Source organism: Bradyrhizobium sp. STM 3562, assembly GCF_045571435.1.
GTDB lineage: Bacteria > Pseudomonadota > Alphaproteobacteria > Rhizobiales > Xanthobacteraceae > Bradyrhizobium.
Genome location: NZ_CP120694.1, coordinates 6,506,423 through 6,527,561 on the forward strand (window position 1 = coordinate 6,506,423; position 21,139 = coordinate 6,527,561).

Below are 21,139 nucleotides of genomic sequence, written 5' to 3' on the forward strand. Positions count from 1 at the left end.
GTGTGACGGATGAATGGAAACGCGCGCGAGCTGGCTGCGAGCTTCGATCTCGAGAAGCTGACGCCCGAATTCTACGAGAACCCCTACCCGACCTATCGTGCACTGCGGGAGAACGAGCCGGTCAAGCGGATGCCCAACGGCTCTTATTTCCTGACGCGCTACGACGACCTGGTCGCGGCCTACAAGGCGACACGCGCGTTCTCCTCCGACAAGAAGAAGGAATTCGCGCCGAAATACGGCTCTTCGCCGCTTTACGAGCACCACACCACCAGCCTCGTCTTCAACGACCCGCCGATCCACACCCGCGTGCGGCGGCTGATCATGGGCGCGCTGTCGCCGCGCGCGATTGCGGAAATGGAACCCGCACTGATCGCACTGGTCGATCGGCTGCTGGATACTGTTGCGGCGAAGGGAAGCTTCGAACTGATCGGCGATTTCGCGTCCGCCATTCCCGTCGAGGTCATCGGCAATCTGCTCGATGTACCACATGAGGAGCGCGAGCCTTTGCGCGACTGGTCGCTGGCGATTTTGGGCGCGCTCGAGCCGGTCATCGGCCCGGAAGCGTCCGCCCGCGGCAACAAGGCGGTTGCGGACTTCCTCGCCTATCTGGAGACGCTCGTGGCGCGCCGCCGCGCAAAACCCGGCAATCCCGAGCGCGACGTGCTGACCCGCCTGATCCAGGGTGAGCCCAATGGCGAGCGGCTGAGCGAGAAGGAGCTGCTGCACAATTGCATCTTCCTCCTCAACGCCGGGCATGAGACCACGACCAACCTGATCGGCAACGGACTTGTCGCCTTGCTGAAGCATCCGACGCAAAAGCAGCGGCTGATCCAGAACCCGGACCTGATCAAGACCGCGGTCGAAGAAATGCTGCGCTACGAGAGCTCGAACCAGCTCGGCAACCGCATGACCACCGAACGCGTCGAACTTGGCGGCGTGATGATGGACGCGGGCACGCCGATCACGCTCTGCATCGGCGCCGCCAACCGCGATCCCGCGCAATTTCCCGATCCCGAAACGTTTGACATCGCGCGCACCCCCAATCGCCATCTCGCCTTCGCAACAGGCGCCCATCAATGTGCTGGCATGGCGCTGGCGCGCCTCGAAGCCGCCATTGCCATCTCGCGCTTTTTGGCGCGCTTTCCGAACTACGCACTGAACGGCGAGCCCGTGCGCGGCGGCAGAGTCCGGTTCCGAGGATTCTTGAGCGTGCCGTGCGTGATCGAAGCATAGTCCTCATTCCAGCCCGCACCGGAAGGCTCCGAACCGGGCTGTCGCGACACGGCAATCGGAATTGATGCAACGCATGCCGCAATAGCGCGTTGATTCGAAGGACCGGTCGCATCGGTTCATGAACTCGCGGAGGTCGCGACATGCACGACGTGGTTGAGGACGCCAGCGTCCTGGGCGGATTGGCCGTTTTCGTCCTATGGACGTACGTTTTCCTGCCTCTGGTTTTCTTTCATCATTGACGTGTAGGATGGGTTGAGCGGAGCGACCCATCAACCTCGATGCCGCACATGACGGGTATCGCTCCGCTCAACCCATCCTACAAATCTACACCACCGTCCGGTGCCGTTCGATGCAGGTGCGCAGGACCTCATCGATCGGCCTCGCCCACCAATCATTGGAAAAAATCTCGATCTCGGAGTAGCCGGCAAAACCTTGCGCCTCGACGGCGGCCCGGATCGAACGGATGTCGATCACGCCATCACCCATCATGCCGCGGTCGTTGAGGATGTCCTTTGTCGGCACCAGCCAATCGCAGACGTGAAAGGCGAGCAGGCGGTCGCGACCGGCCCGCGCGATCTGCGCCATCAACTCCGGATCCCACCAGATGTGATAGACGTCGAGCGCGACACCGAGCGCGCCGGTGTGGCCGGGGTCGAGGCGATCGCAGATGTCGAGCGCCTGTTTGGTCGTGTTGACGCAGGCGCGGTCGGCCGCATAGGCGGGGTGCAGCGGCTCGATCGCCAGCGGCAGTTTTGCCGCCCTCGCGTAGTCGAGCATCTCGGCAATGGCATCATCCACCTGCGCACGCGCCGCCGCGATATCCTTCGAAGCCGTGCTGCCGGGCCGGGAATATTGCGGCAAGCCTCCGACCACCAGCACGACGCAGGAGGCGCCGAGCGCCGCGGCCTCATCGACGGCGCGCCGATTATCATCGCGCACCTGGCCGCGCCGCGCCGCATCGGAGGTGAACATGCCGCCGCGGCAATAGCCCGACAGCTCAAGCCCCGTGTCGCGCACTACGCGCACAGCACGTTCCAGCCCAACCGCTGCGACCTGGTCGCGCCAGGGATCAATGGCGCGAATGCCATGGCGTGCACAGGCCTCGATGATGTGAATGAGATCACCCTGCTTGCGGACGGTCGCAGTATTGAGCGAGAGCCAGCGATGATCGGAAGAAAAGTCGCGCATCACGCCTCGACACCGCGCAAGGTCAGCACCGCCTTCATGCGCGCGGTCGCCAATTCCGGATTTGCGAGCAGTCCCGCCTTGTCGGCCAGCCGGAACAGTTCGGCCAGATGCAGCGTCGAACGCGCGCTCTCCTGCCCGCCGACCATTGTGAAATGGTCCTGATGGCCGTTGAGATAGGCCATGAACACCACGCCCGTCTTGTAGAAGCGCGTCGGCGCCTTGAAGATGTGGCGCGACAGCGGCACGGTCGGCCCTAGCACGTCGTGGAAACTGGCCTCGTCGCCTGCGGCGAGCCGCGACAGCGCGTAGGAGGCCGCCGGGGCGATCGCGTCGAAAATGCCGAGCAGCGCGTGCGAAAAGCCGTAGCTGTCGCCGGCGATCAGTTCTGCATAATTGAAATCGTCGCCCGTATACATCTTGATGCGCGCATCCAGCCGCCGGCGCATGTCGATCTCGCGCTGCTTGTCGAGCAACGACACCTTGACGCCGTCGACCCTGGCCGCATTTGCATTGATGATGGCAACCGCCGTATCCATGGCGGCATCGAGATTTGCGCTGCCCCAATAACCCGCGAGCGCCGGATCGAACATGTCCCCCAGCCAGTGAATGATTACGGGCTCGCGCACCTGCGACAGCACGCGGTCGTAGACCGTTGCGTAATCATCGGCATTGCGGGCGAGCTTTGCCAGCGCGCGCGAGGCCATCAGGATGATGCGGCCGCCGACTTTTTCGATGGCCGCGATCTGTTCTTCGTAAGCGCGAACAACATCGTCCAGACCTCGCGCATCGTCCACAGCTAGATGATCGGTGCCGGCGCCGGAAAAGATCAGAGCGTTGCCGCGCCGCTTGGCGGCTGCCACCGAACGGGTGATCAACTCGAGCGACGTCGGCCAATCCAGCCCCATGCCGCGTTGGGCGGTGTCCATCGCCTCGGCGACGCCAAGGCCGAGATCCCACACATGTTCGCGAAACGCGATCGTCTTGTCCCAATCGACGGCGGCCGACAGCCAGGGATCGACATCGGCGAGCGGATCGGCAACGACGTGCACCGCGGAAAACGCCACGCGGTTCAGCGTGCCTTCAAGCCTCGCGGGAAAGCTCCGCGAGGCAGCGAGGCGATAGGTTTCGAGCGAGCCGTCGGCCCTCGGCAGCTTCAAGGACCGCGAAGACATCGGCAGAACCGGCTTGTTCATGGCCCTCTCCCTAAAGCTCGATCGGAGCGACGTCGACGAAGCGCCGCTCGCGCCAGCTTTGCAGGGCGCATTCGGCGAGCTGCACGCCCTTGGCGCCCTCCAGCAGCGTGTATTTGTAGGGCACGTCCTCGCAGACGTGGCGGATGAACATCTCCCATTGCTCCTTGAAGCCGTTGTCGTAGGCGACGTTGTCCGGCAGCTTCTGCCAATCGGCATAAAAGTCATGCAGCCGCTTCTCGTCCGGATTCCACACCGGCCGCGGCGTCGCCTGCCGTGCCTGGATCATGCAATCGGTAAGGCCCGCGACAGCGGAGCCCAGCGTACCGTCGACCTGGAAGGTCACGAGATCATCGCGATAGACCCGCGTCACCCAGGACATGTTGATGTGCGCGATCACGCCGCCCTTCAAGGTGAAGGTAGCGTAGGCGGAATCGTCGGCGGTGGCCTTGTACTTTTTGCCCGCCTCGTCGAAGCGCTCGGGAATGTCGGTGTTGCCGATGCAGCTCACGCTCTCGACTTCGCCGAATAGATTGTCGAGCACGTAGCGCCAGTGGCAGACCATATCGAGGATGATTCCGCCGCCATCCTCGGCGCGGTAATTCCAGGACGGTCGCTGCGCTTCCTGCCAGCCGCCTTCGAACACCCAATAGCCGAACTCGCCGCGCACCGAGAGCATGCGGCCGAAGAAGCCGGAGTCGCGCAAGAAGGCGAGCTTCTTCAAACCGGGCAGGAACAGCTTGTCCTGCACGGTGCCATGCTTGATGCCTTTCGCATTGGCCAGCCGCACCACATCCAGAGCCTCCTTGAACGTCGTGGCGATGGGCTTTTCGCAATAGATATGCTTGCCGGCGTTGATCGCTTTGGTCAGCAGTTCGGGCCGCGCCTGCGTGGTGGCGGCATCGAAGAACACGGTATCGTTCCTGTCCGCCAAGGCCTTGTCGAGATCGGTGCTCCAGCGCTCGATGCGGAATTGTTTTGCAAGCCGCTCGACCTTCTCGGCGTTGCGCCCGATCAGGATCGGATCCGGCATCACGCGATCACCGTTCGACAATTTGACGCCGCCTTGCTCGCGGATTGCAAGGATCGAGCGGATCAGATGCTGGTTCAGCCCCATACGGCCGGTCACGCCGTTCATGATCAGGCCGAGGCGTCGGGTGGTCATATCATTTGCTCCTGCAGGGTTCTTGGCTTTGTTTCTTCGAGCGGCGACAGCGCCGACCAGTCCGGATGAACGGAGGCGGCAAAGCCTGGTACGGCCAGCGATCCCGTCAGGAGATCGCCATCGTGAATGGCAAGGCGGATATTGTCCCCATCGCCTGTGTAAAGATCGGAATGCGCGGTCCGAAAGGCCTGCGCCTCTGCCAGCGGCGCGCCGGCAAAACCATCGACATAATGATGGCCGTTGCGCTCGGCGTGGGTGACGCCGATCAGGGCGCCGAGTGCGAGGTCCTGCTGCACGGCTAGGCCCGCCTGACAGGTGAGGTCCTCGCCGGTGATGAAGAAGCGCCTGCCCTCCTCGCTCCACTTGGCGGCGCGGGTCGCGTTGATGATGGATTTATAGATGCCCTTGCAGGACTTGGAGGAGATGCCGGTATAGCCGAGCTCCCGCGCGGTCGGAAAAGCACCGTAGGAATCATCCGCTTCGTCGATGATGAAATCGCGCGCCGCGAGCGCACCGAGCGGCGATTGCCTGGTGATGTCGCGCGGCATCGGCTGTTCGATATAGAGCAGCTTGTCCGCGATCGGACGCAAGGCGGCATCACGGTCGAGCCGGTCGACCAGTGCGCCCAGCGCATTGAGGTCCGCATATTGCTCGTTGGCGTCGAGCGTGACCTTGTAATCATGCAGCCCGCTCGCAAGCTCTCGGCCGATCCTGGCAAGCCGATCCGCATCACTGTCGGGATCGCCGCCGAGCTTCAGCTTGAAATAGCGCGCGCCGGAATTTTCGTTGGTGTCGGCAACACCGCCCTCGCCCTCGACACGATCGCCGAGGCCTACCGTATGCCGGACCGCGACACGTTCCAGCCTACGCCTGCGCGCGAGGAATGAGTTGATGTCGCGCCCCGACAGATCGGGCGACAGGCGTGCGTCGATGTCCGCGATGTTTTGCGCCATGCCGTCGAAGATGTCGAGATTGGCGGCGCGCAGCAGCGCGTCCAGAATGGCCTTGTCGATCTCGGCGGCACCGTAGCTAGCCGCGAGCGGCGGAATATCTTCCCTGGCGCAGGCCGCGAGCAGCGGGCCGATGCACGCCGCATGCAGCCCGAAGGCGGTCTCAAAGCTGGCGTCGCCAAGATAGAGACCGCGTGCGATCATGAGCGAACGGCGGAGCTCGGCGACCGTCGCATCAGGCGAAAGCTCGGGGCGCTTGTCGAACCATTTCGGCACCAGGAGCTCGGCGCTCCCGCCAATCGCTCGTCCTCTGCCCTCGACCTCGATCTCGACCCGCACGAAGGCCTGCGGGGTTGCGTCGATGGTCACCGCGCCGAAGCGGAACGGCCGGGCGAAATGCACCGGGCGCTCAAACAACGAGATGTCGCGAACAACGAGGCGAAGCGGCATGACACCTCTAGTCCAGCGCGCCTTGCGTGAAGAAGTGCTTGCGGATGCGCTGTACCAACTCCGTGAACAACGGATCGGCCATGGCGTCGAGCGAACGGGGCCGCGGCAGCGGCACGTCGTAGATCGCCGCGATCGCGCCCGGCCGCTCGGTCATGACCAGAACACGGTCTGCCAGAAACACCGCTTCGGGAATCGAATGCGTGATCAGCAGCACCGTCTTGCGGGTTTCGCGCTGGATCCGCATCAATTCCACATTCATGCGCTCGCGCGTCATCGCATCCAGCGCGCCGAACGGCTCGTCCATCAGCATGATCTTGGGATCATGCACCAAGGCGCGGCAGATCGAGGCGCGCTGCTGCATGCCGCCGGACAACTGCCAGGGCAACTTCTTCTCGAAGCCCTCAAGCCCGACCAGTTTCAGCAGCTCCTTCGCGCGCGGCAGATATTTGCCGCGCGGCAGCCGCTTCATGTCGATTGGCAGCAGGACATTGCCGAGAATGGTCCGCCAGGGCAGCAGCAGGGCATTCTGGAAGACGATACCGACATTGCCGTGCGGCCTTGTCACGCGCTCGCCTTCCACCAGGATTTCGCCGGTCGACGGCGGCAACAGGCCCGAGATCATTTTCAAGAGCGTGGATTTGCCGCAGCCGGACGGGCCGACAACGACAAAGAATTCGCCGTCCCTGATATGAAAATCGAGCGGGCGCAGCGATGGCACATCGCCGTCGCGCGTGCGATAGGTCTTGGAGACGCCAGACAGCTTGATGCCGGACGCGCCGGTCTCGGCGCGATCGCTCACCAGGCGCAAATGCGCTGACCTCTGATCGGCAGTCATTCTCGTCGCGGGCTTCATGCGGCAATCCCGTCAGGAGTCGCCCTTGGGCAGATAATCGTTGGTGTAGAACGCCTTCGGGTTCTCCTTGGCCTTGGCATCGAGGCCGCCATATTCCACCATCAGATTGACCGTATCGGTCATGTTCTGGTCGGTGACCTGGAACGGCCGCTTGGTCTTGGTTTCCGCCGTGCGGTAGAGCGGGATAGTCAGCTCAAAGCCTTGCGTGAGCGTCTCGATCTTGCCGCCCTTCGGATTGGCGTCGAGGATCGATTGCGCGGCAGCCTTCGGGTCCTTCTCGGCGGCTTCGACCGCCTTTGTCGTCGCGGACATGAAGCGCTTCACCAGATCGGCATGCGCCTTGACGTAATCGGTATTGGCGATGATGCCGGATGAAACCATGTTGATGCCGTAGTCGGCGAACTTGATCGGATAGACCTCCTTGCCGGTCGCGTCCTTGATCTTCATGGATTGGTCCATGACGTAGCCGAGCAGCAGATCGGCCTGGCCGTTGATCACGGCATTGAGCTTGGTCTGACCATCGCCCGCGACAGTCTTGAAGTCGCTTTCCTTCAATCCCGTCTTCTTCAGAAACAGCGGCCAGATCTGGGTCATGGAATCCGCCGGCGTGATCGCGACGGTCTTGCCCTTGATGTCCTCGGGCTTGCGGATGTTCTTGTCGGCAAAGCCCATCACCGACATCGGGCTGGTCTGCAACAACACGCCCGTGGCAATGACAGGCGCTCCCTTCACCGCCGCGCGCATCATGGTGGGCACGTCGACATAGCCGAAGTCGGCGGTCTTGGCGGCCACAGCTTGCGTGGTCGCCGCCGAGCCGCGGCCCTCCTGGATCTCGAGATCGATGCCTTCGGCCGCGTAAATGCCCTTGGCCTTGCCGTAGTAGAACGGCGCGTGCTCGCCATAGACATACCAGTTCAGCATCAGCACGACTTTGTCAGCCGCCGCTGCCGGCACCGACCAGAGCGCTGCCATGCCCAAGGCCATTGCGGCCGCGGTCCATCGCTTCATCTGCTTCTCCTCCCATTCGCGTTTTTTAAGGCCATCACATTTTCTTCGGCTGGCCATTTGTCGTCTACGAAGCGAAAATGACCTCCTCGCGCTGGCTGACATGCCAGGGGATCAGCAGGCGCTCGATACGGTCGACGATCCAGAACAGGATGACGCCGAGCAGCGCCAGGATCACGAGCGCTGCAAACATGGTCGGCAGATCGAAGGTGCCGATCGAGCGTTGCATGACATAGCCGATGCCGGAATTGGAGCCGACGAACTCGCCGACGACGGCGCCGACCACGGCCAGGGTCACCGAGACTTTCAGGCCCGAGAAGATCGCCGGCATCGCGTGCGGCAGGTTCACCGCACGGAACACGTGGAAACGGCTGCCCTGCATCGCGCGGGCGAGATCGACCATGTCAGGGTCGACCGACTTGAATCCCTGCACCGCCGAAACAACGACGGGAAAAAATCCGAGCAGGAAGGCGGAAATCACCTTTGGAATGATGCCGAAGCCGAACCACACGACGAACAGCGGCGCGATCGCGACCTTCGGGACCGACTGCGAAAACACCAGCAGCGGATAGATATAGCTCTCGACGGTTTTCGAGCCGGCAATCAGCATGGCCACGGGGATGCCGAATGCAGCCGACAGCACGAAACCATAGATCGTCGCATACGTCGTGGGCCAAGCTTGGCCCAGGAGTTCCGGCCAGTCGTTCCACAATACCGCGACGACATCGGCGGGCGCAGGAATCTGATAGGCTGGAATCTTGAAGATCCGGATCGCCAGGTCCCAGGCGACCACGATGAAGATCAGAAACAAAAACGGCCGCACCCAGGCGGCGTTCAGCGCCTTCGCCATAGCGCCTTGGGCTCTCGCCTCCGCCACGTGTCTCTCCCCGGCTTTTTTCTCTATTCGGCAAGAAATTAACCCGCTGGATAAATACTGTCTAGCGACAATTGCGCGCGGTGCCGCGCGGTCTGACCGGTGCATCCATATCCACCGTCATTCCGGGATGGTCCGAAGGACCAGACCCGGAATCTCGAGATTCCGGGTTCGCTGCTTCGCACCGCCCCGGAATGACGGTGGTAAATGAGAGAAGCTCGGCTTGTCTCGCGACGCTCAAACCGTCTGCGGCAGCGGAACGCGCAGCTTTGCCTGCTTGTTCCGGCCGAAAATGGCGAATGATTTTCCGGTCAGGGCCGCGAGCACGAGGCCGACCATGTGGTCGAGCCGCTCCTCCTTGGCCTGCTGGGACAGCAGGTCGCGGCCGAAGATCACGCTCAAGGTCGCGCTGTTGGAAAGATAGAAGAAGGCGAGCGCAGCGATCGAAATATAGAGCTGCACCGGGTCAACCGCGACCTGGAAATCGCCGCTCTCGACGCCGCGAGTGACCACCGTGCGGATCATCTCGACGAAGGGCGAGTGCAGCGACTTGACGTTGGTCGAGCGCTTCAGATGCCGCGCCCGTTGCAGGTTCTCGGTGTTGAGCAGCGCAAGGAATTCCGGGTTGCGCAAAAAGTAGTTCCAGGTGAACTCGATGAGCCGCTTGATCGCCTCGGGCGGATCGAGATGTTCGAGATCAAGCCCGCGTTCCTCGGCACGGATTTTCTCATACGCGCCCTCCAGCACCGCGAGATACAGGTTCTCCTTGTTGCCGACATGGTAGTACAGCATGCGCTTGTTGGCGCCGGCGTTGGCCGCGATGCGGTCGACACGGGCGCCGGCAAGGCCGTGCGCGGCAAATTCCTGCTTGGCGGCCTCGAGTATGCGAAGCCGCATACCCTCAGGGTCGCGCTGCCATTTCAAGATGCGTTTTGCCTTGGCCAAAACGATCGCTCAAATCTGTTCGCACGACGCATGTAGCATGCTCACCCGCCTTTGTCCTGCCGCGCGCGGCGTCTCACGGCTCCCGCGGCGTTTGTTCCAGGAACAGCGTATTGATGCCGCAAGTGCCTGAGCGCAGGTTCATCACCCGCGTGCCCGGCTTGCGGCCGTCGCGCACCTCCGAGACATCGATGCCGCAAGCCACCAGTCGTTCCCGCACCGCCTCGATGTCAGCCACACGCCAGCTCAATCCCCACAATTTGTCGTGCAGCCGATCGCCGCTTGTCCCCGGGCGGCGCACGAGTTCGACGATGAGATCGCCGCAGCGGAAGAACATCAACTGCCCCCAGTCCGCATGCGTGCGGTCGAGCGCCATGTCGAGCCCAAGCCGCGCACCATAGAGTGCGGCCGCCCGCTCGGACTCCTCGGTCGCGATCACGACGTGGTCGAGCCCGAGCACGGGCGTCGGCACGGTCGCGACCGAGCGGGGGCGCTCGCCTGCAAGCTCAAGAAAGAACATCCGCACGCCGCGGGTCAGATCGGTCGCGGCACGGGTGCGCCTCCAGCGCAAGGTCGCGCCCGAGACGGAATCGCGGTTTTCAAGCTCCGCGATCGGCTCCGGCCTGAGCGCGACACGATCGAGCCTGCGATGCATCTTGGCGATATCGGGGGTACGGAAACAGATGCTGGCGAGGCCCTCACCCGAACCCTTAATCACGCTGCGGATGCGGTCGGCCTCGGCGCTGGAGCCGTGCGGCGCCATCAATTCCAGGCTCATATTGTCGAGCGTGAACAGCACGCGATCGGCGCCGTCGCCACTGTTTTGCCACGACGGCGCGCGACCGAACAGCACTTCGTAGGCCGCTGTCCCTGCCTTGACATCCTCGAGCAGGACGACGATGTGGTCGAGACCGGTGATCACGGCCAAAATCCCACTTGGAAGTAGACGGTCATTGATCCCTCCCTGTAAGCGCGCGTCCGGAACCCGGCTCTGCCGGCGGCCGTTGACGGGCTGCTCGGCAAGTCGACGATGCCCGGGGATGGTCGTGACCTCAAGCGATCGAGACGGCACAATTGCGAATAATTTCAGCGTTTGAAGTATATTTGCAGTGCTAATCTCGGGCGGCGGCCGGGACCACCCATCAGCGCATGACGGATAAGCTAAATGCAGGCCCTCTTTATCGGACAAACCTATATCGACGTCACCTTCATCACCGACCATTTGCCGACCGGCGATGAGAAGCACGTCGCGGAAGCTTACGCGGTCTCGTTCGGCGGCAACGCGGTCACCGCCGCCTTCTGCTGCGCCAAGCTCGGCATCGTGCCCGACCTGATCGCGACCGTCGCCAATGACTGGCTGGGGCGGATGTTTCAGGACATGTGCGCGAAATACGGAATTTCCCTGCACGGGCGCAAGGTCAACTCCTCCTCGCTGTCCTTCATCATGCCGAAGGACGGCAAGCGCGCGATCGTGCGCTGCCGCGACGACAAGCACATCCATCCCTTTCCGCATCTCAATCTCGGCAATTGTCGCGCGCTGCATATCGACGGTCACCAGCCGGATGCCGCGATCTATTATGCCAAGCTGTGCCGCGAGGCCGGCATTCTGACCTCACTTGACGGCGGCGGCTTGCGCACCAACACCCATGAACTTCTGCAGTTCATCGACGTCGCTATCGTCGCCGAGCGGCTATGCGAGCAGATGGACCTGACGCCGGAGAAGATGCTCGATTACCTGAAAAGCCGCGGCGTCCGGGTCGGCGGGGTCACCATGGGCGAGAAAGGCCTGCTCTGGTACGACGAGACCGGCGCGGTCCAGGCCATGCCGGCATTGCCGATCCCGCGCGAGCGCGTCATCGACACCAATGGCGCGGGCGACGTCTTTCACGGCGCCTATGTCTACTCCTACCTCGCCAATCCCGGCAAAAGCTGGCAGGATCATTTCGACTTCGCCCGCGCGGCGTCCACCTACAAGATTCAGCGCCTCGGCAATGAGGCGGGCCTGCCGACACTTGCGGATATCGAGCAGGTGCGGCAAGAATTCGAGGTTCGGGTTTAGCCTATTGGAATCAGCACATGGGGCGCGTCTTCGTCGCGGGTAGCATCAACATGGATGTGGTGGCGACGGCGGAGCGCCACCCGCAGGTCGGCGAAACGGTTGCCGGGAGCGCGGTGCTCTATTTCCCTGGCGGCAAGGGCGCCAATCAGGCGGTCGCCGCCGCCAATCTCGGTGCAAAGACGACGCTGATCGGCCGGCTCGGCAACGATGCCTTTGGCGCGGAGCTGAGGGGCTTTCTTCAGGCCCAAGATGTCGATGTGAGCCTGATTGCCCAGACGGGGCAGCATACCGGGACGGCGATCATCACGCTCGCCAATGCCGACAACACCATCGTCGTGATACCCGGCGCCAACGGCCTGGTCAGTCCCGACGACGTCACCCAGGCAGCGCTGGCCGAGGGCGACGTCGCGGTCAGCCAGTTCGAGATTCCGTTGCCGGCCATCAAGGCCTTTTTCCGCAAAGCGCGCGTCGCAGGTAGCCTCACCATCCTCAATCCGGCGCCGGCACGCGCTTGCGACTGGGAGCTGCTTGACCTGGTCGACATCCTCGTGCTCAACGAAACCGAACTTGGTTTGCTTGCGAACATCAAGCTGCGCGAGGATGATGAGATCGCGCATATCATCGATGCGGCCAGGACACTGGAAACAGATCGCGCCAGGGTCATCTGCGTGACCCTCGGCAGCCGCGGCGTGGTGGCGCTCGCGGGTGGCGAGCACCATGTGATTGCCGGACGCAAGGTGAAGGCGGTCGATACCACCGGCGCAGGCGATTGCTTTGTCGGCGCGTTGGCCGCCCAACTCGCGAGCGAGGCCACGCTCCACGATGCCCTGGTTTACGCGAACGCGGCCGCGTCGGTCTGCGTGCAACGAATGGGCGCCGCGCCGTCGATGCCGACGGTCATGGATGTGAACGAGGCTCTCCGTCCAGAATTGTAGGGTGGACAAACGCCGCGCACGCGCCGTTGCTTACCGTTCTTCACGCTCGTGGGCACGTCTTGCCTTGCTCGCCTGACGAATTCCTCGGGCTACGCCAACGCCTTCTTTAGATCAAAACCCTGATCCGCCGCCTGCTCGGGCGCAATCGAACGGTCCATCCCGAGCAACCGCCGACCGAACATGTGGTCGCCGGCGCGGTTGATGGACTCGATGCCGAGAAGTTTGTCGCCCTTGTAACAGAATGCCGAGAACGCTTTTTGCGCCGGCTCGCCGCGCAGCACCACGCGATCGTAACCGGTGGTGAGGCCTGCGATCTGCAGCTTGTCGTCGCCCTGATCGCTCCAGAACCAGGGCTGGCCGTCGTAGGGCTCATCGTCGCCGGTCAGCCGTGCGGCCACGCAGCGGGCGTGGTCGGTGGCATTCTGCACCGACTCCAGCCGCAGCGAACCGCCGAAGCGCGGGCTTGCGAACAACGCGCAATCGCCGATCGCCGAGATGTTGGGATCGGCAGTCAGCAGATGCTCGTTGACGATAATGCCGGACGCAACCGGCAGGCCGGCCTCCGCCGCAAGTTCGACGTTCGGCAGCACCCCGACGCCGACCACCACAAGGTCGGCCGGCAGATGGCGGCCGTCGCTGAGGCTGACGCCCGTGACTTTGCCATTCGTGGCCTCGATGCTGGTCGCCTGCACGCCGAGATGGATGCGGATACCGGCCGCGCGATGGCGTTCCTGGAAATAGTCCGAGACTTCCGCAGTCACCGCGCGCGCCATGACGCGGCTGGCGAGCTCGATGACATCGACCTCAAGCCCCTTGATGCGTGCGGTTGCGGCAAACTCCAGCCCGATGAAGCCGGCGCCGATAATCACGACGCGCTGGTGCGAGGGAAGGCAGGCGCGCAACGCATCGCTTTCGTCGAGGATGCGCAAATACTTCACATCAGGCAGGCTCGCGTTGGGCAGATCGAGCAGTCGATTGCGGGCGCCGGTCGCGAGCACCAGATGGCCGTAACCGAGCGAGCGGCCTGAGGCGAGTTTGAGCTTGCGCGCGGCGCGGTCGATCGCGACGGCACGATCGGAGACCAGCTCGATCTTCTGGTCGGCATAGAATTTCTCCGGCCGGAAGAACAGGCTGTCCGGGCCGACGGCGCCCTTGATATAGGCCTTGGACAAAGGCGGCCGCTGATAGGGCAGATGCGCTTCGTCGTTGATCAGAAAGACAGGCTCGGCGAAACCGAGCTGGCGCAGGGAGGCCGCGACCTGAAAGCCCGCATGCCCGGCGCCCACGATCAGAACCGGTCCTTGTGTCATCGGGACAGCCCAATTGCTAGGGCACAGGAATTACCCATGTCGTATCCTCTCACCGATTTTGGCTGGCTATCCTCGCCCGACAGAGCGGCGCTCGTGTCCGTCCCGAACGATGATCGTTCCATTTGGCCCCATAATTCGGGCGGACGCAAGAGCGCTTGCCGGCGGAAACCCATCGGCGGGACTGGTGGGGATTGTCACCCCGCGCCTTCTGCGATCTATTTGCAGCACAATCTCATGCCGGGATTTCACCATGCCGACACCAGCCCCCACGTCCCTGCCCGATGATCCCGCACTCTTGAGCATCGATGGCGCGATCGCCACCATCACGCTCAACCGCCCCGCGGCCTTCAATTCGATCGATCTGTCGATCGCCAGGAAGCTCGAACAGTTGGGCGCCCATGTCGAAGCGTCCGACGATATCAGGGTGCTGGTGATCCAGGGCGAAGGCCGCGCCTTCTGCGCCGGCGGCGATTTGCAGACCATCGGCGCGGCGGCCGCCGCGGACAATATCGCGCCCGTCGTCGGGGAGATGCTGGCGCATTATCACGCCTTCATCACCGGCCTGCGGCGGATGCCGAAGATCGTGCTCTCGAGCGTGCATGGCTCGGCGGCCGGCGCCGGATTGTCGCTCGCCTTCGTCGCCGATCTCTGCATCGCGGCCGACGATGCCCGCTTCACGCCGGCCTATGGGAAGATCGGCGTGTCGCCCGACGGCGGCGGCACCGTCGGCGTGGTCGCCAGCGTCGGCGTGCGCCGCGCGCTCCAGATCTTTCTCGCAGAGGACAGTTTTACCGCGCAGCAGGCTTATGAATGGGGACTGGTCGCAAAGGTCGTTCCCGCGACCGAACTGAAGGCGGCAACCCGCGAACTGGCGCTGCGCCTGGCGCAAAACGCGCCGGCGGGGTTGGCTGCGACGAAAGCGCTGATCTATCGCTCACCCGCGACGCCGATCGAACAGCAGCTCAACGCCGAGCGCGACGCGATCATCGACTGCATGCAAACCGAAGACTTTCGCCTCGCGGTGAAGAAGTTTCTGAGCAAGGGGAAGTGATGTAGTCGTCCCTGCGAAAGCAGGAGCCCATACCGCGAAATCTGTCAATTCGGGCAAATGTACCCCGTCCCTGCCGGTGATTTGAAACATCCCACCGATTCCGGGATCACATGCTTGGGCAGCCACAGCACCACGTTCGGGAAGTAGATCGTGAAGGTGATCGTTGCCAGGAACACCACATAGATCGGAAGCGCGGCGCGCAACGCCTTGCTGAAGCTGATGCCGACGAATTTCGAGGCCATCAACAGCACAAGACCATAAGGCGGCGTGATCAGACCGAAGGCGAGCGTTGCGATCAACACCACGCCCATATGCACGCCGTTGATGTCGCCGGCCTGCGTCAACGCATTCACCAGCGGCATGAAGATGATGATGGTCGGCACCGGCTCGATGAAGTCGCCCACGACCGTGAACAACGCCACCATCAGCAGCATGATATAATGCGGATCGTTACCGGCGATCGAGGTGATCCAGTCGGCAATCACCATGGCGCCGCGCAGGTAAGCCAGCATCCAGCCGAAGGCGTTGGCTGCACCGATCGTGATCAGCGGCAGCGAGAAGATCAATCCGGCGAGGCAAAAGTCATAAGGGATCTTCTTCAGATGCCCGCGGTTGAGCACGGGAATCACGACCAGGATGATCCAGACCACAGCGACCACGCCGGCTTCAGTCGGCGTGAACCAGCCGGTCAGGATACCGCCGAGCAGGATCACCGGGATCATCAGCGGCAGCGCCGCGTCCGCTGTTGCGAAAGCCACCTGTTTGAAGGTGGCGCGCGGCTTGCGTAACCCCGAGGGGCCGAAGAAATAGCAATAGATCATCAGCCCGAAGCCGATCATGAAGCCGGGCACGACGCCCGCCATGAACAGGCCGGCGATGGAGACATTGCCGACGGCGCCATAAACGACAGCGGTGATGCTCGGCGGCACCAGGGCCGCGATGGTCGACGCGGAGGCGATGATCGCCGCGATGAAGGCGGACTCGTAGCCCTCGCGCCGCATCGGCCCGCCGAGTGCCCGGCTCATCACCGCGACGTCAGCGGTGGTCGATCCCGACATTTCCGAGAAGAACATGCTGAAGACGACAACGACCTGCGACAGCCCACCTCTAATATGGCCGACCAGCGAGACCGACAGATTGGCGATCCGCACCACCACATTGGCCGAGCTCATGAGCTCGCCGACCAGGAGGAAGAAGGGAATCGCGAGCAAGGCCTCGGAGTCCACGCCGTCAAAGATCTTCTGGATAATTGCGGCGAGCGACACGTCCGCCAAGGTGGCCCCGACGAACACGCCGGCCATCAGCGAGAACGGTACGGGCACGCCGAGATAGCCGAAGAAAAGGAAGCAGAACGACATCAGCGCCAGGATGGCAGGCGCGCTCACGGGCCCGATCTCCGCCGAATGCCGGCCTCGATCGGCGACGTGGTGGCGTCATCGTCGTCCGCGGGCTCCGGATGATCGAAACCGTTGATGACGCCGTTGACGAGCTGCTCGACCGTGAACAGCGCGATCAACAGGCCTGAGATCGGGATCACCGCATAAAGCGAGGCGATCGGTGTACCCGACGGCAAGCGAAAGCTGCCGAAGCCGCGGAGATAATTGAGATAGCCATACCAGATCAGGCACGCCGCGACGCCGAGCACCGCGATGCGGATCGCGATCTCGACGACCAGGCGCGGCGTGCCATGCATCGCCTCCGAAATCGCGGTGAGATAGAGGTGATCGTTGCGCCGCGTGGCCACTGCAGCACCGATGAAGATCGCGTAGATGAAGAGCGTCGAGGTGACTTCCTGCAGCCACAGCCAGGGATGGCCGCTGGTTCGCGTCACGATGTCGGCGGTGACCGACAGCGAAAAGCCGAAGCAGAGCACGCCGCACAGGATCATCAGCACCAGTTCGAGCCGATCCAGCGCCCGCCATTTCAAATGACGCTGCCGCTGCAACACCAGTCTGTCGGCGATGGACATTCCCTAAGCGCTCCCCCACCGCATCCGCTTTCGTCATGGCCGGGCTTGTCCCGGCCATCCACGCATTCGTGCTCGGGTGAAGCTACGTGGATGCCCGGGACAAGCCCCCGGGCATGACGGCCTTCGCGTCAATTAATCGACCGGATCAGGTCCTTGATCTTTTCCGCATGCGGCCCGAGATCGTGCGCGAGCTTGTCGAGATAGGGATCGGCGATCTTCCGAAAGCCGGCCTTGTCGACATCCTTGACGATCTTGACGCCCATCTTCTCGAGCTTGGCGCCTGCCGCATGTTCCAGCTCGAAGCCGCGCTTGGGCTCCTGCGTGCTGACATCGCGCGCCGCCGTCACCACCCATTGCTTCTGCTCGACCGACAAGCTCTGCCAGAGTTTGTCGCTGATCCAGAGGATGGCATTATTGGCTTCGTGCTCGGTGAGCGACAGCACCGGTGCGACTTCATAATGTCGGTTGATCAGATAGACATTCTCGCCGTTCTCGGCGAAATCCACGACGCCGGTCTGCAGCGAGGTGTAGACGCTGCCGAAAGGCATGTGCACCGTCTGCGCGCCATAGGCCGGGAACATGGTGTCCTCGGTGGCGGTCGCCTGGACGCGGACCTTATATCCTTTCACGTCATCGACCCTGTGCACCTCCTTCCGGCCGTACATGTAGCGAAAGCCCTGGGTGCCGAGCCCGATGGCGTGAATGCCCTGCACCGTCTGGTCGATCATGTCGCGGATCGCGGCAAACACCTTCTCGTCGCCGAGCGCCTTGACGATGTGGTCCTCGTCGCGAAACAGGAAGTGCAGCGACATCACGCCGGCCTGAGGCGAGATGGTCGAGGTGTTGGCGGAGGAGACGATTGCGAAATCGATATCGCCAGACTTGACAAGTTGCAGGATCTGCGGCTCCTGCCCGAGCTGCGCGCCGGGATACTGGTCGACCAGCACGGTGCCCTTGCTCAACTCTTTGAGCTTTGCGGAGAAGATGTCGTAGGCGATGCTGTAGCCGGAATTGAGCTGCTGATCGTGGGCGAAGCGGTAGTGCTTCACATCCTGCGCATTTGCGCCCGCAGCGAAACACACCGCCGCGAGCGCGATCAGCCCACGGACGAGCTTGGCCGCAATAGCCATCATTCCCTCCCCGGTTTTGATTTTTCGCGATCATCCCATCGTGTTTGCCGGATTGTCAATTGACCATCCGGAATCTCCCCGAGAGGGAAGCGAGATCCGCCGCCAGCTATTTTCCGCTGCGCCGCATGAAATCGAAGTCACAGCCCTCGTCGGCCTGCAGGATCGTTTCATTGAACAGGTGCGCATAGCCGCGCCGGGCCCAGTCGGGCGTCACAGCAGGCTTCAGCGCCCCGCGACGCCGTTCCAGTTCGGCAGGCTCGACCAGCAGATCAATGCTGCGGGACGCGACATCGAGCCGGATCATGTCGCCGGTCCTCACCAGCGCCAGCGGACCGCCGACCGCGGCTTCCGGCGTAATGTGCAGCACGATAGTGCCGAAGGCCGTGCCGCTCATGCGCGCATCCGAAATGCGCACCATGTCCTTCACCCCACCGCGCGCGAGCTTTTTCGGGATCGGCAGATAGCCCGCTTCCGGCATGCCCGGCGCGCCCTTCGGCCCGGCATTGCGTAGCACCAGGATATCATCCGCGCTGACGTCGAGATCGGGATCATCGACGCGCAGCGCCATGTCCTCGACGGATTCGAATACCACCGCGCGCCCGGTGTGCTGCAACAGTTTCGGCGTTGCGGCGGCATGCTTGATCACCGCCCCGCGCGGCGCAAGATTGCCGTGCAGGACGGCGAGCCCGCCTTCCGGCTTGATCGGGTCATCACGCCCGCGGATCGCATCCTGTCCGGGGACCTCTTCCGCCGCGGCGACCACGTCGCGCAGCGTCCCGCCCGCGATCGTCCTCGCATCGAGGTCGATCAGGTCTCCGAGTTGCTTCATCAGTTTTGGCACGCCGCCGGCGTGGTGGAAATGCTCCATGTAATGCTCGCCTGACGGCTTGAGATCGACCAGCACCGGCACCTCGCGGCCGATCCTGTCAAAGGCGTCGAGATCGATGCGATGCGGCGTGCGGTTGGCGATCGCGGTCAGATGGATGAGCCCGTTGGTCGAGCCGCCGATCGCCTGCAGCACGACTTGCGCATTGCGGAACGAGGCTTCGGTGAGGATTTCGCTCGGCCGCGGCCCTTTCGTAGCCGCCATCGCGGCCGCGACCTTGCCGCTGGCCTCGGCCAGACGGAAGCGTTCGGCATGGGGCGCGGGGATGGTCGCGCTCATCGGCAGCGACAGGCCGAGCGCCTCGGTGATGCAGGCCATGGTGGAGGCCGTGCCCATCACCATGCAGGTGCCGACCGACGGCGCGAGCCGCCCGTTCACCGCCTCGATTTCCTGGTCGTCGATCTCGCCGGCGCGGTATTTCGCCCACAGCCTGCGGCAATCGGTGCAGGCGCCCAGCACCTCGCCCTTGTGATGCCCGACCACCATCGGACCGACCGGGATAACCACGGTCGGCAGATCGGCCGAGACCGCAGCCATGATTTGCGCCGGCAGCGTCTTGTCGCAGCCGCCGATCACGATCACGGCATCCATCGGCTGCGCCCGGATCATCTCTTCGGTATCCATCGCCATCAGGTTGCGCAGGTACATCGAGGTCGGATGCGCAAAGCTTTCCGCAATCGAGATGGTCGGGAACACGAACGGCGTGGCGCCCGAGAGCATCACCCCGCGCTTGGCGGCTTCGATGATGTCAGGCACATTGCCGTGACAGGGATTGTAGTCGCTATAAGTGTTGGTGATGCCGACGATCGGGCGATCCAGCGCGTCGTCGGAATAGCCCATGGCCTTGATGAAGGCCTTGCGCAGGAACAGCGAGAATCCGGCATCGCCATAGCTGGTCAGTCCCTTGCGCAATCCGTCGGTCATTGTCTTTTTCCTTTTCACTCCGTCATTCCGGGGCGCCTCGGAGAGGCGAACCCGGAATCTCGAGATTCCGCGTTCGCGCCTATTGGCGCGCCCCGGAATGACAACCTGGGTTAGCAGTCCCGCGGCGACGTAAACAACTGATCATTTCAATCGAAGATCCGGCGCATGTCGCCGGAGAACTCCATGCCGCAGAACGCTCCGCCCTGGTAAAAGTCGCCGACCGGGTCGGGCGGCAGCTTCGCCTGCTCGGCAAAGGCATGCGCGGCGAAATCCTCCGCGCGCCCTGTGGGTCGATAGCCGAGATCGTAGGCGCGGTGATTGTCCCACCAGGAGCGCTCGTTGTGGGACGCCCCGTACAGAATTTCGAAATGGATATCGGCATGTTCGAGCCCGATGCGGCAGAGCTGCACCAGATCCTCGGGCTTGAGCCAGATCGACAGGCGCCGATGGTCGATCGGCTTGTCGCCGAAATTACCGATGCGGATGCAGGTCACCTTGATCCCGTGCTTGTCGGCATAGAGCGCGCCGACCGCCTCGCCGAAGGCCTTGCTCACCCCATAACGACTATCGGGCCGCGTGGTCACGTCGGTGCCGATGCGGTGATAGCGCGGATAGAAGCCGACGGCGTGATTGGATGAGGCGAACACCACGCGCTTGATGCCCTTTTTGCGGGCGGCTTCGAAAAGGTTGTAGCAGCCGATGATGTTCGACTGCAGGATAGCATCCCAGGGCCCCTCGACCGAATAGCCGCCGAAGTGCAGGATGCCGTCGATGCCTTCGCAGATCGCCTCGACTTGCGCGGGGTCGGACAGATCCGCCGCCTTGAATGTCTCGTTGGGAGAGAGATCCGCGGGCTTGTTGATGTCACTGAGCACAAGGTCTGGATAGATCGGCGGCAACAGCTTGCGCAGTGACGTGCCGATTCCCCCCGCAGCGCCGGTCATCAAAATACGTGGCATTTCTTCCCTCGCCTTCCCTCATTGTTGACGGCGACCGGTTTGCGGTCGTCCGCCGACGATGATAGC

19 protein-coding genes are annotated in these 21,139 nt (G+C 63.0%); 4 read left to right on the forward strand and 15 right to left on the reverse strand.

The features are described from left to right. Positions 1 to 9: 9 nt before the first annotated feature. Positions 10 to 1,233, forward strand: coding sequence for a cytochrome P450 (locus tag P6U23_RS29980; protein WP_407175992.1), 1,224 nt, complete (start codon positions 10 to 12; stop codon positions 1,231 to 1,233). Between the two features lie 324 nt (positions 1,234 to 1,557). Here the strand turns inward: P6U23_RS29980 and P6U23_RS29985 are convergent, their stop codons facing one another. From P6U23_RS29985 to P6U23_RS30025, 9 genes are all read right to left on the reverse strand, one after another. Next, positions 1,558 to 2,421, reverse strand: a complete 864-nt coding sequence (locus P6U23_RS29985) for a sugar phosphate isomerase/epimerase family protein (RefSeq protein WP_407175993.1) — start codon at positions 2,419 to 2,421, stop codon at positions 1,558 to 1,560. After that, entirely contained in the window at positions 2,421 to 3,614 is a 1,194-nt protein-coding gene (locus P6U23_RS29990; protein WP_407175994.1) for a dihydrodipicolinate synthase family protein, read from the reverse strand. The genes P6U23_RS29985 and P6U23_RS29990 overlap by 1 nt, the downstream gene beginning before the upstream one ends. A 10-nt stretch (positions 3,615 to 3,624) precedes the next feature. After that, positions 3,625 to 4,776, reverse strand: coding sequence for a Gfo/Idh/MocA family protein (locus P6U23_RS29995; protein ID WP_407175995.1), 1,152 nt, complete (start codon positions 4,774 to 4,776; stop codon positions 3,625 to 3,627). Next, positions 4,773 to 6,176 carry a hypothetical protein gene (locus tag P6U23_RS30000; RefSeq protein ID WP_407175996.1) on the reverse strand — a complete coding sequence of 468 codons (1,404 nt, stop codon included), beginning with the start codon at positions 6,174 to 6,176 and terminating at the stop codon, positions 4,773 to 4,775. Before P6U23_RS30000 ends, P6U23_RS29995 begins: the two co-directional genes overlap by 4 nt. A gap of 7 nt (positions 6,177 to 6,183) precedes the next feature. Then, positions 6,184 to 7,029 (reverse strand): ABC transporter ATP-binding protein, encoded by an 846-nt coding sequence (locus P6U23_RS30005; RefSeq protein WP_407175997.1) that lies wholly within the window; start codon positions 7,027 to 7,029, stop codon positions 6,184 to 6,186. Between the two features lie 12 nt (positions 7,030 to 7,041). Further along, positions 7,042 to 8,037: an ABC transporter substrate-binding protein gene (locus P6U23_RS30010; RefSeq protein ID WP_407175998.1), complete on the reverse strand. Its 996-nt coding sequence runs from the start codon at positions 8,035 to 8,037 to the stop codon at positions 7,042 to 7,044. A 64-nt stretch (positions 8,038 to 8,101) separates the two neighbouring features. After that, positions 8,102 to 8,884, reverse strand: coding sequence for an ABC transporter permease (locus P6U23_RS30015; RefSeq protein ID WP_407181631.1), 783 nt, complete (start codon positions 8,882 to 8,884; stop codon positions 8,102 to 8,104). A 261-nt stretch (positions 8,885 to 9,145) separates the two neighbouring features. Continuing rightward, positions 9,146 to 9,853, reverse strand: a complete 708-nt coding sequence (locus tag P6U23_RS30020) for a TetR/AcrR family transcriptional regulator (protein WP_407175999.1) — start codon at positions 9,851 to 9,853, stop codon at positions 9,146 to 9,148. 73 nt (positions 9,854 to 9,926) lie between these two features. Continuing rightward, the gene (locus tag P6U23_RS30025) at positions 9,927 to 10,772 is read right to left on the reverse strand and encodes a VOC family protein (RefSeq protein ID WP_407176000.1); all 846 of its coding nucleotides are present in this window, start codon (positions 10,770 to 10,772) and stop codon (positions 9,927 to 9,929) included. Positions 10,773 to 11,015: 243 nt separating this feature from the next. Between P6U23_RS30025 and P6U23_RS30030 the strand changes: the two genes are divergently transcribed. Both P6U23_RS30030 and P6U23_RS30035 read left to right on the forward strand, forming a co-directional pair. Further along, positions 11,016 to 11,909: a sugar kinase gene (locus P6U23_RS30030; RefSeq protein WP_407176001.1), complete on the forward strand. Its 894-nt coding sequence runs from the start codon at positions 11,016 to 11,018 to the stop codon at positions 11,907 to 11,909. Between the two features lie 17 nt (positions 11,910 to 11,926). Beyond that, entirely contained in the window at positions 11,927 to 12,844 is a 918-nt protein-coding gene (locus P6U23_RS30035) for a ribokinase (protein WP_407176002.1), read from the forward strand. Positions 12,845 to 12,933: 89 nt separating this feature from the next. Here P6U23_RS30035 and P6U23_RS30040 read toward each other — a convergent pair whose 3' ends face one another. Then, on the reverse strand, positions 12,934 to 14,154 hold the full coding sequence (locus P6U23_RS30040; RefSeq protein ID WP_407176003.1) for an NAD(P)/FAD-dependent oxidoreductase: 1,221 nt from the start codon (positions 14,152 to 14,154) through the stop codon (positions 12,934 to 12,936). A 250-nt stretch (positions 14,155 to 14,404) separates the two neighbouring features. Here P6U23_RS30040 and P6U23_RS30045 point away from each other — a divergent pair, with 250 nt between their 5' ends. Continuing rightward, the gene (locus P6U23_RS30045; protein WP_407176004.1) at positions 14,405 to 15,205 is read left to right on the forward strand and encodes an enoyl-CoA hydratase/isomerase family protein; all 801 of its coding nucleotides are present in this window, start codon (positions 14,405 to 14,407) and stop codon (positions 15,203 to 15,205) included. Positions 15,206 to 15,249: 44 nt separating this feature from the next. On the opposite strand, the gene P6U23_RS30050 is transcribed toward P6U23_RS30045, so the two are convergent. The 5 genes from P6U23_RS30050 to P6U23_RS30070 all read right to left on the reverse strand — a co-directional run bounded on the left by P6U23_RS30050 (position 15,250) and on the right by P6U23_RS30070 (position 21,073). Beyond that, on the reverse strand, positions 15,250 to 16,590 hold the full coding sequence (locus P6U23_RS30050; protein WP_407176005.1) for a TRAP transporter large permease: 1,341 nt from the start codon (positions 16,588 to 16,590) through the stop codon (positions 15,250 to 15,252). Next, positions 16,587 to 17,174: a TRAP transporter small permease gene (locus P6U23_RS30055; RefSeq protein WP_407176006.1), complete on the reverse strand. Its 588-nt coding sequence runs from the start codon at positions 17,172 to 17,174 to the stop codon at positions 16,587 to 16,589. The genes P6U23_RS30050 and P6U23_RS30055 overlap by 4 nt, the downstream gene beginning before the upstream one ends. A 128-nt stretch (positions 17,175 to 17,302) precedes the next feature. After that, positions 17,303 to 18,307 carry a TRAP transporter substrate-binding protein gene (locus tag P6U23_RS30060; RefSeq protein ID WP_407176007.1) on the reverse strand — a complete coding sequence of 335 codons (1,005 nt, stop codon included), beginning with the start codon at positions 18,305 to 18,307 and terminating at the stop codon, positions 17,303 to 17,305. Between the two features lie 103 nt (positions 18,308 to 18,410). Further along, complete coding sequence (locus tag P6U23_RS30065) at positions 18,411 to 20,114, reverse strand: IlvD/Edd family dehydratase (protein WP_407176008.1); 1,704 nt, start codon at positions 20,112 to 20,114, stop codon at positions 18,411 to 18,413. Positions 20,115 to 20,260: 146 nt separating this feature from the next. Next, positions 20,261 to 21,073, reverse strand: a complete 813-nt coding sequence (locus tag P6U23_RS30070) for an NAD-dependent epimerase/dehydratase family protein (RefSeq protein WP_407176009.1) — start codon at positions 21,071 to 21,073, stop codon at positions 20,261 to 20,263. Positions 21,074 to 21,139: the final 66 nt, after the last annotated feature.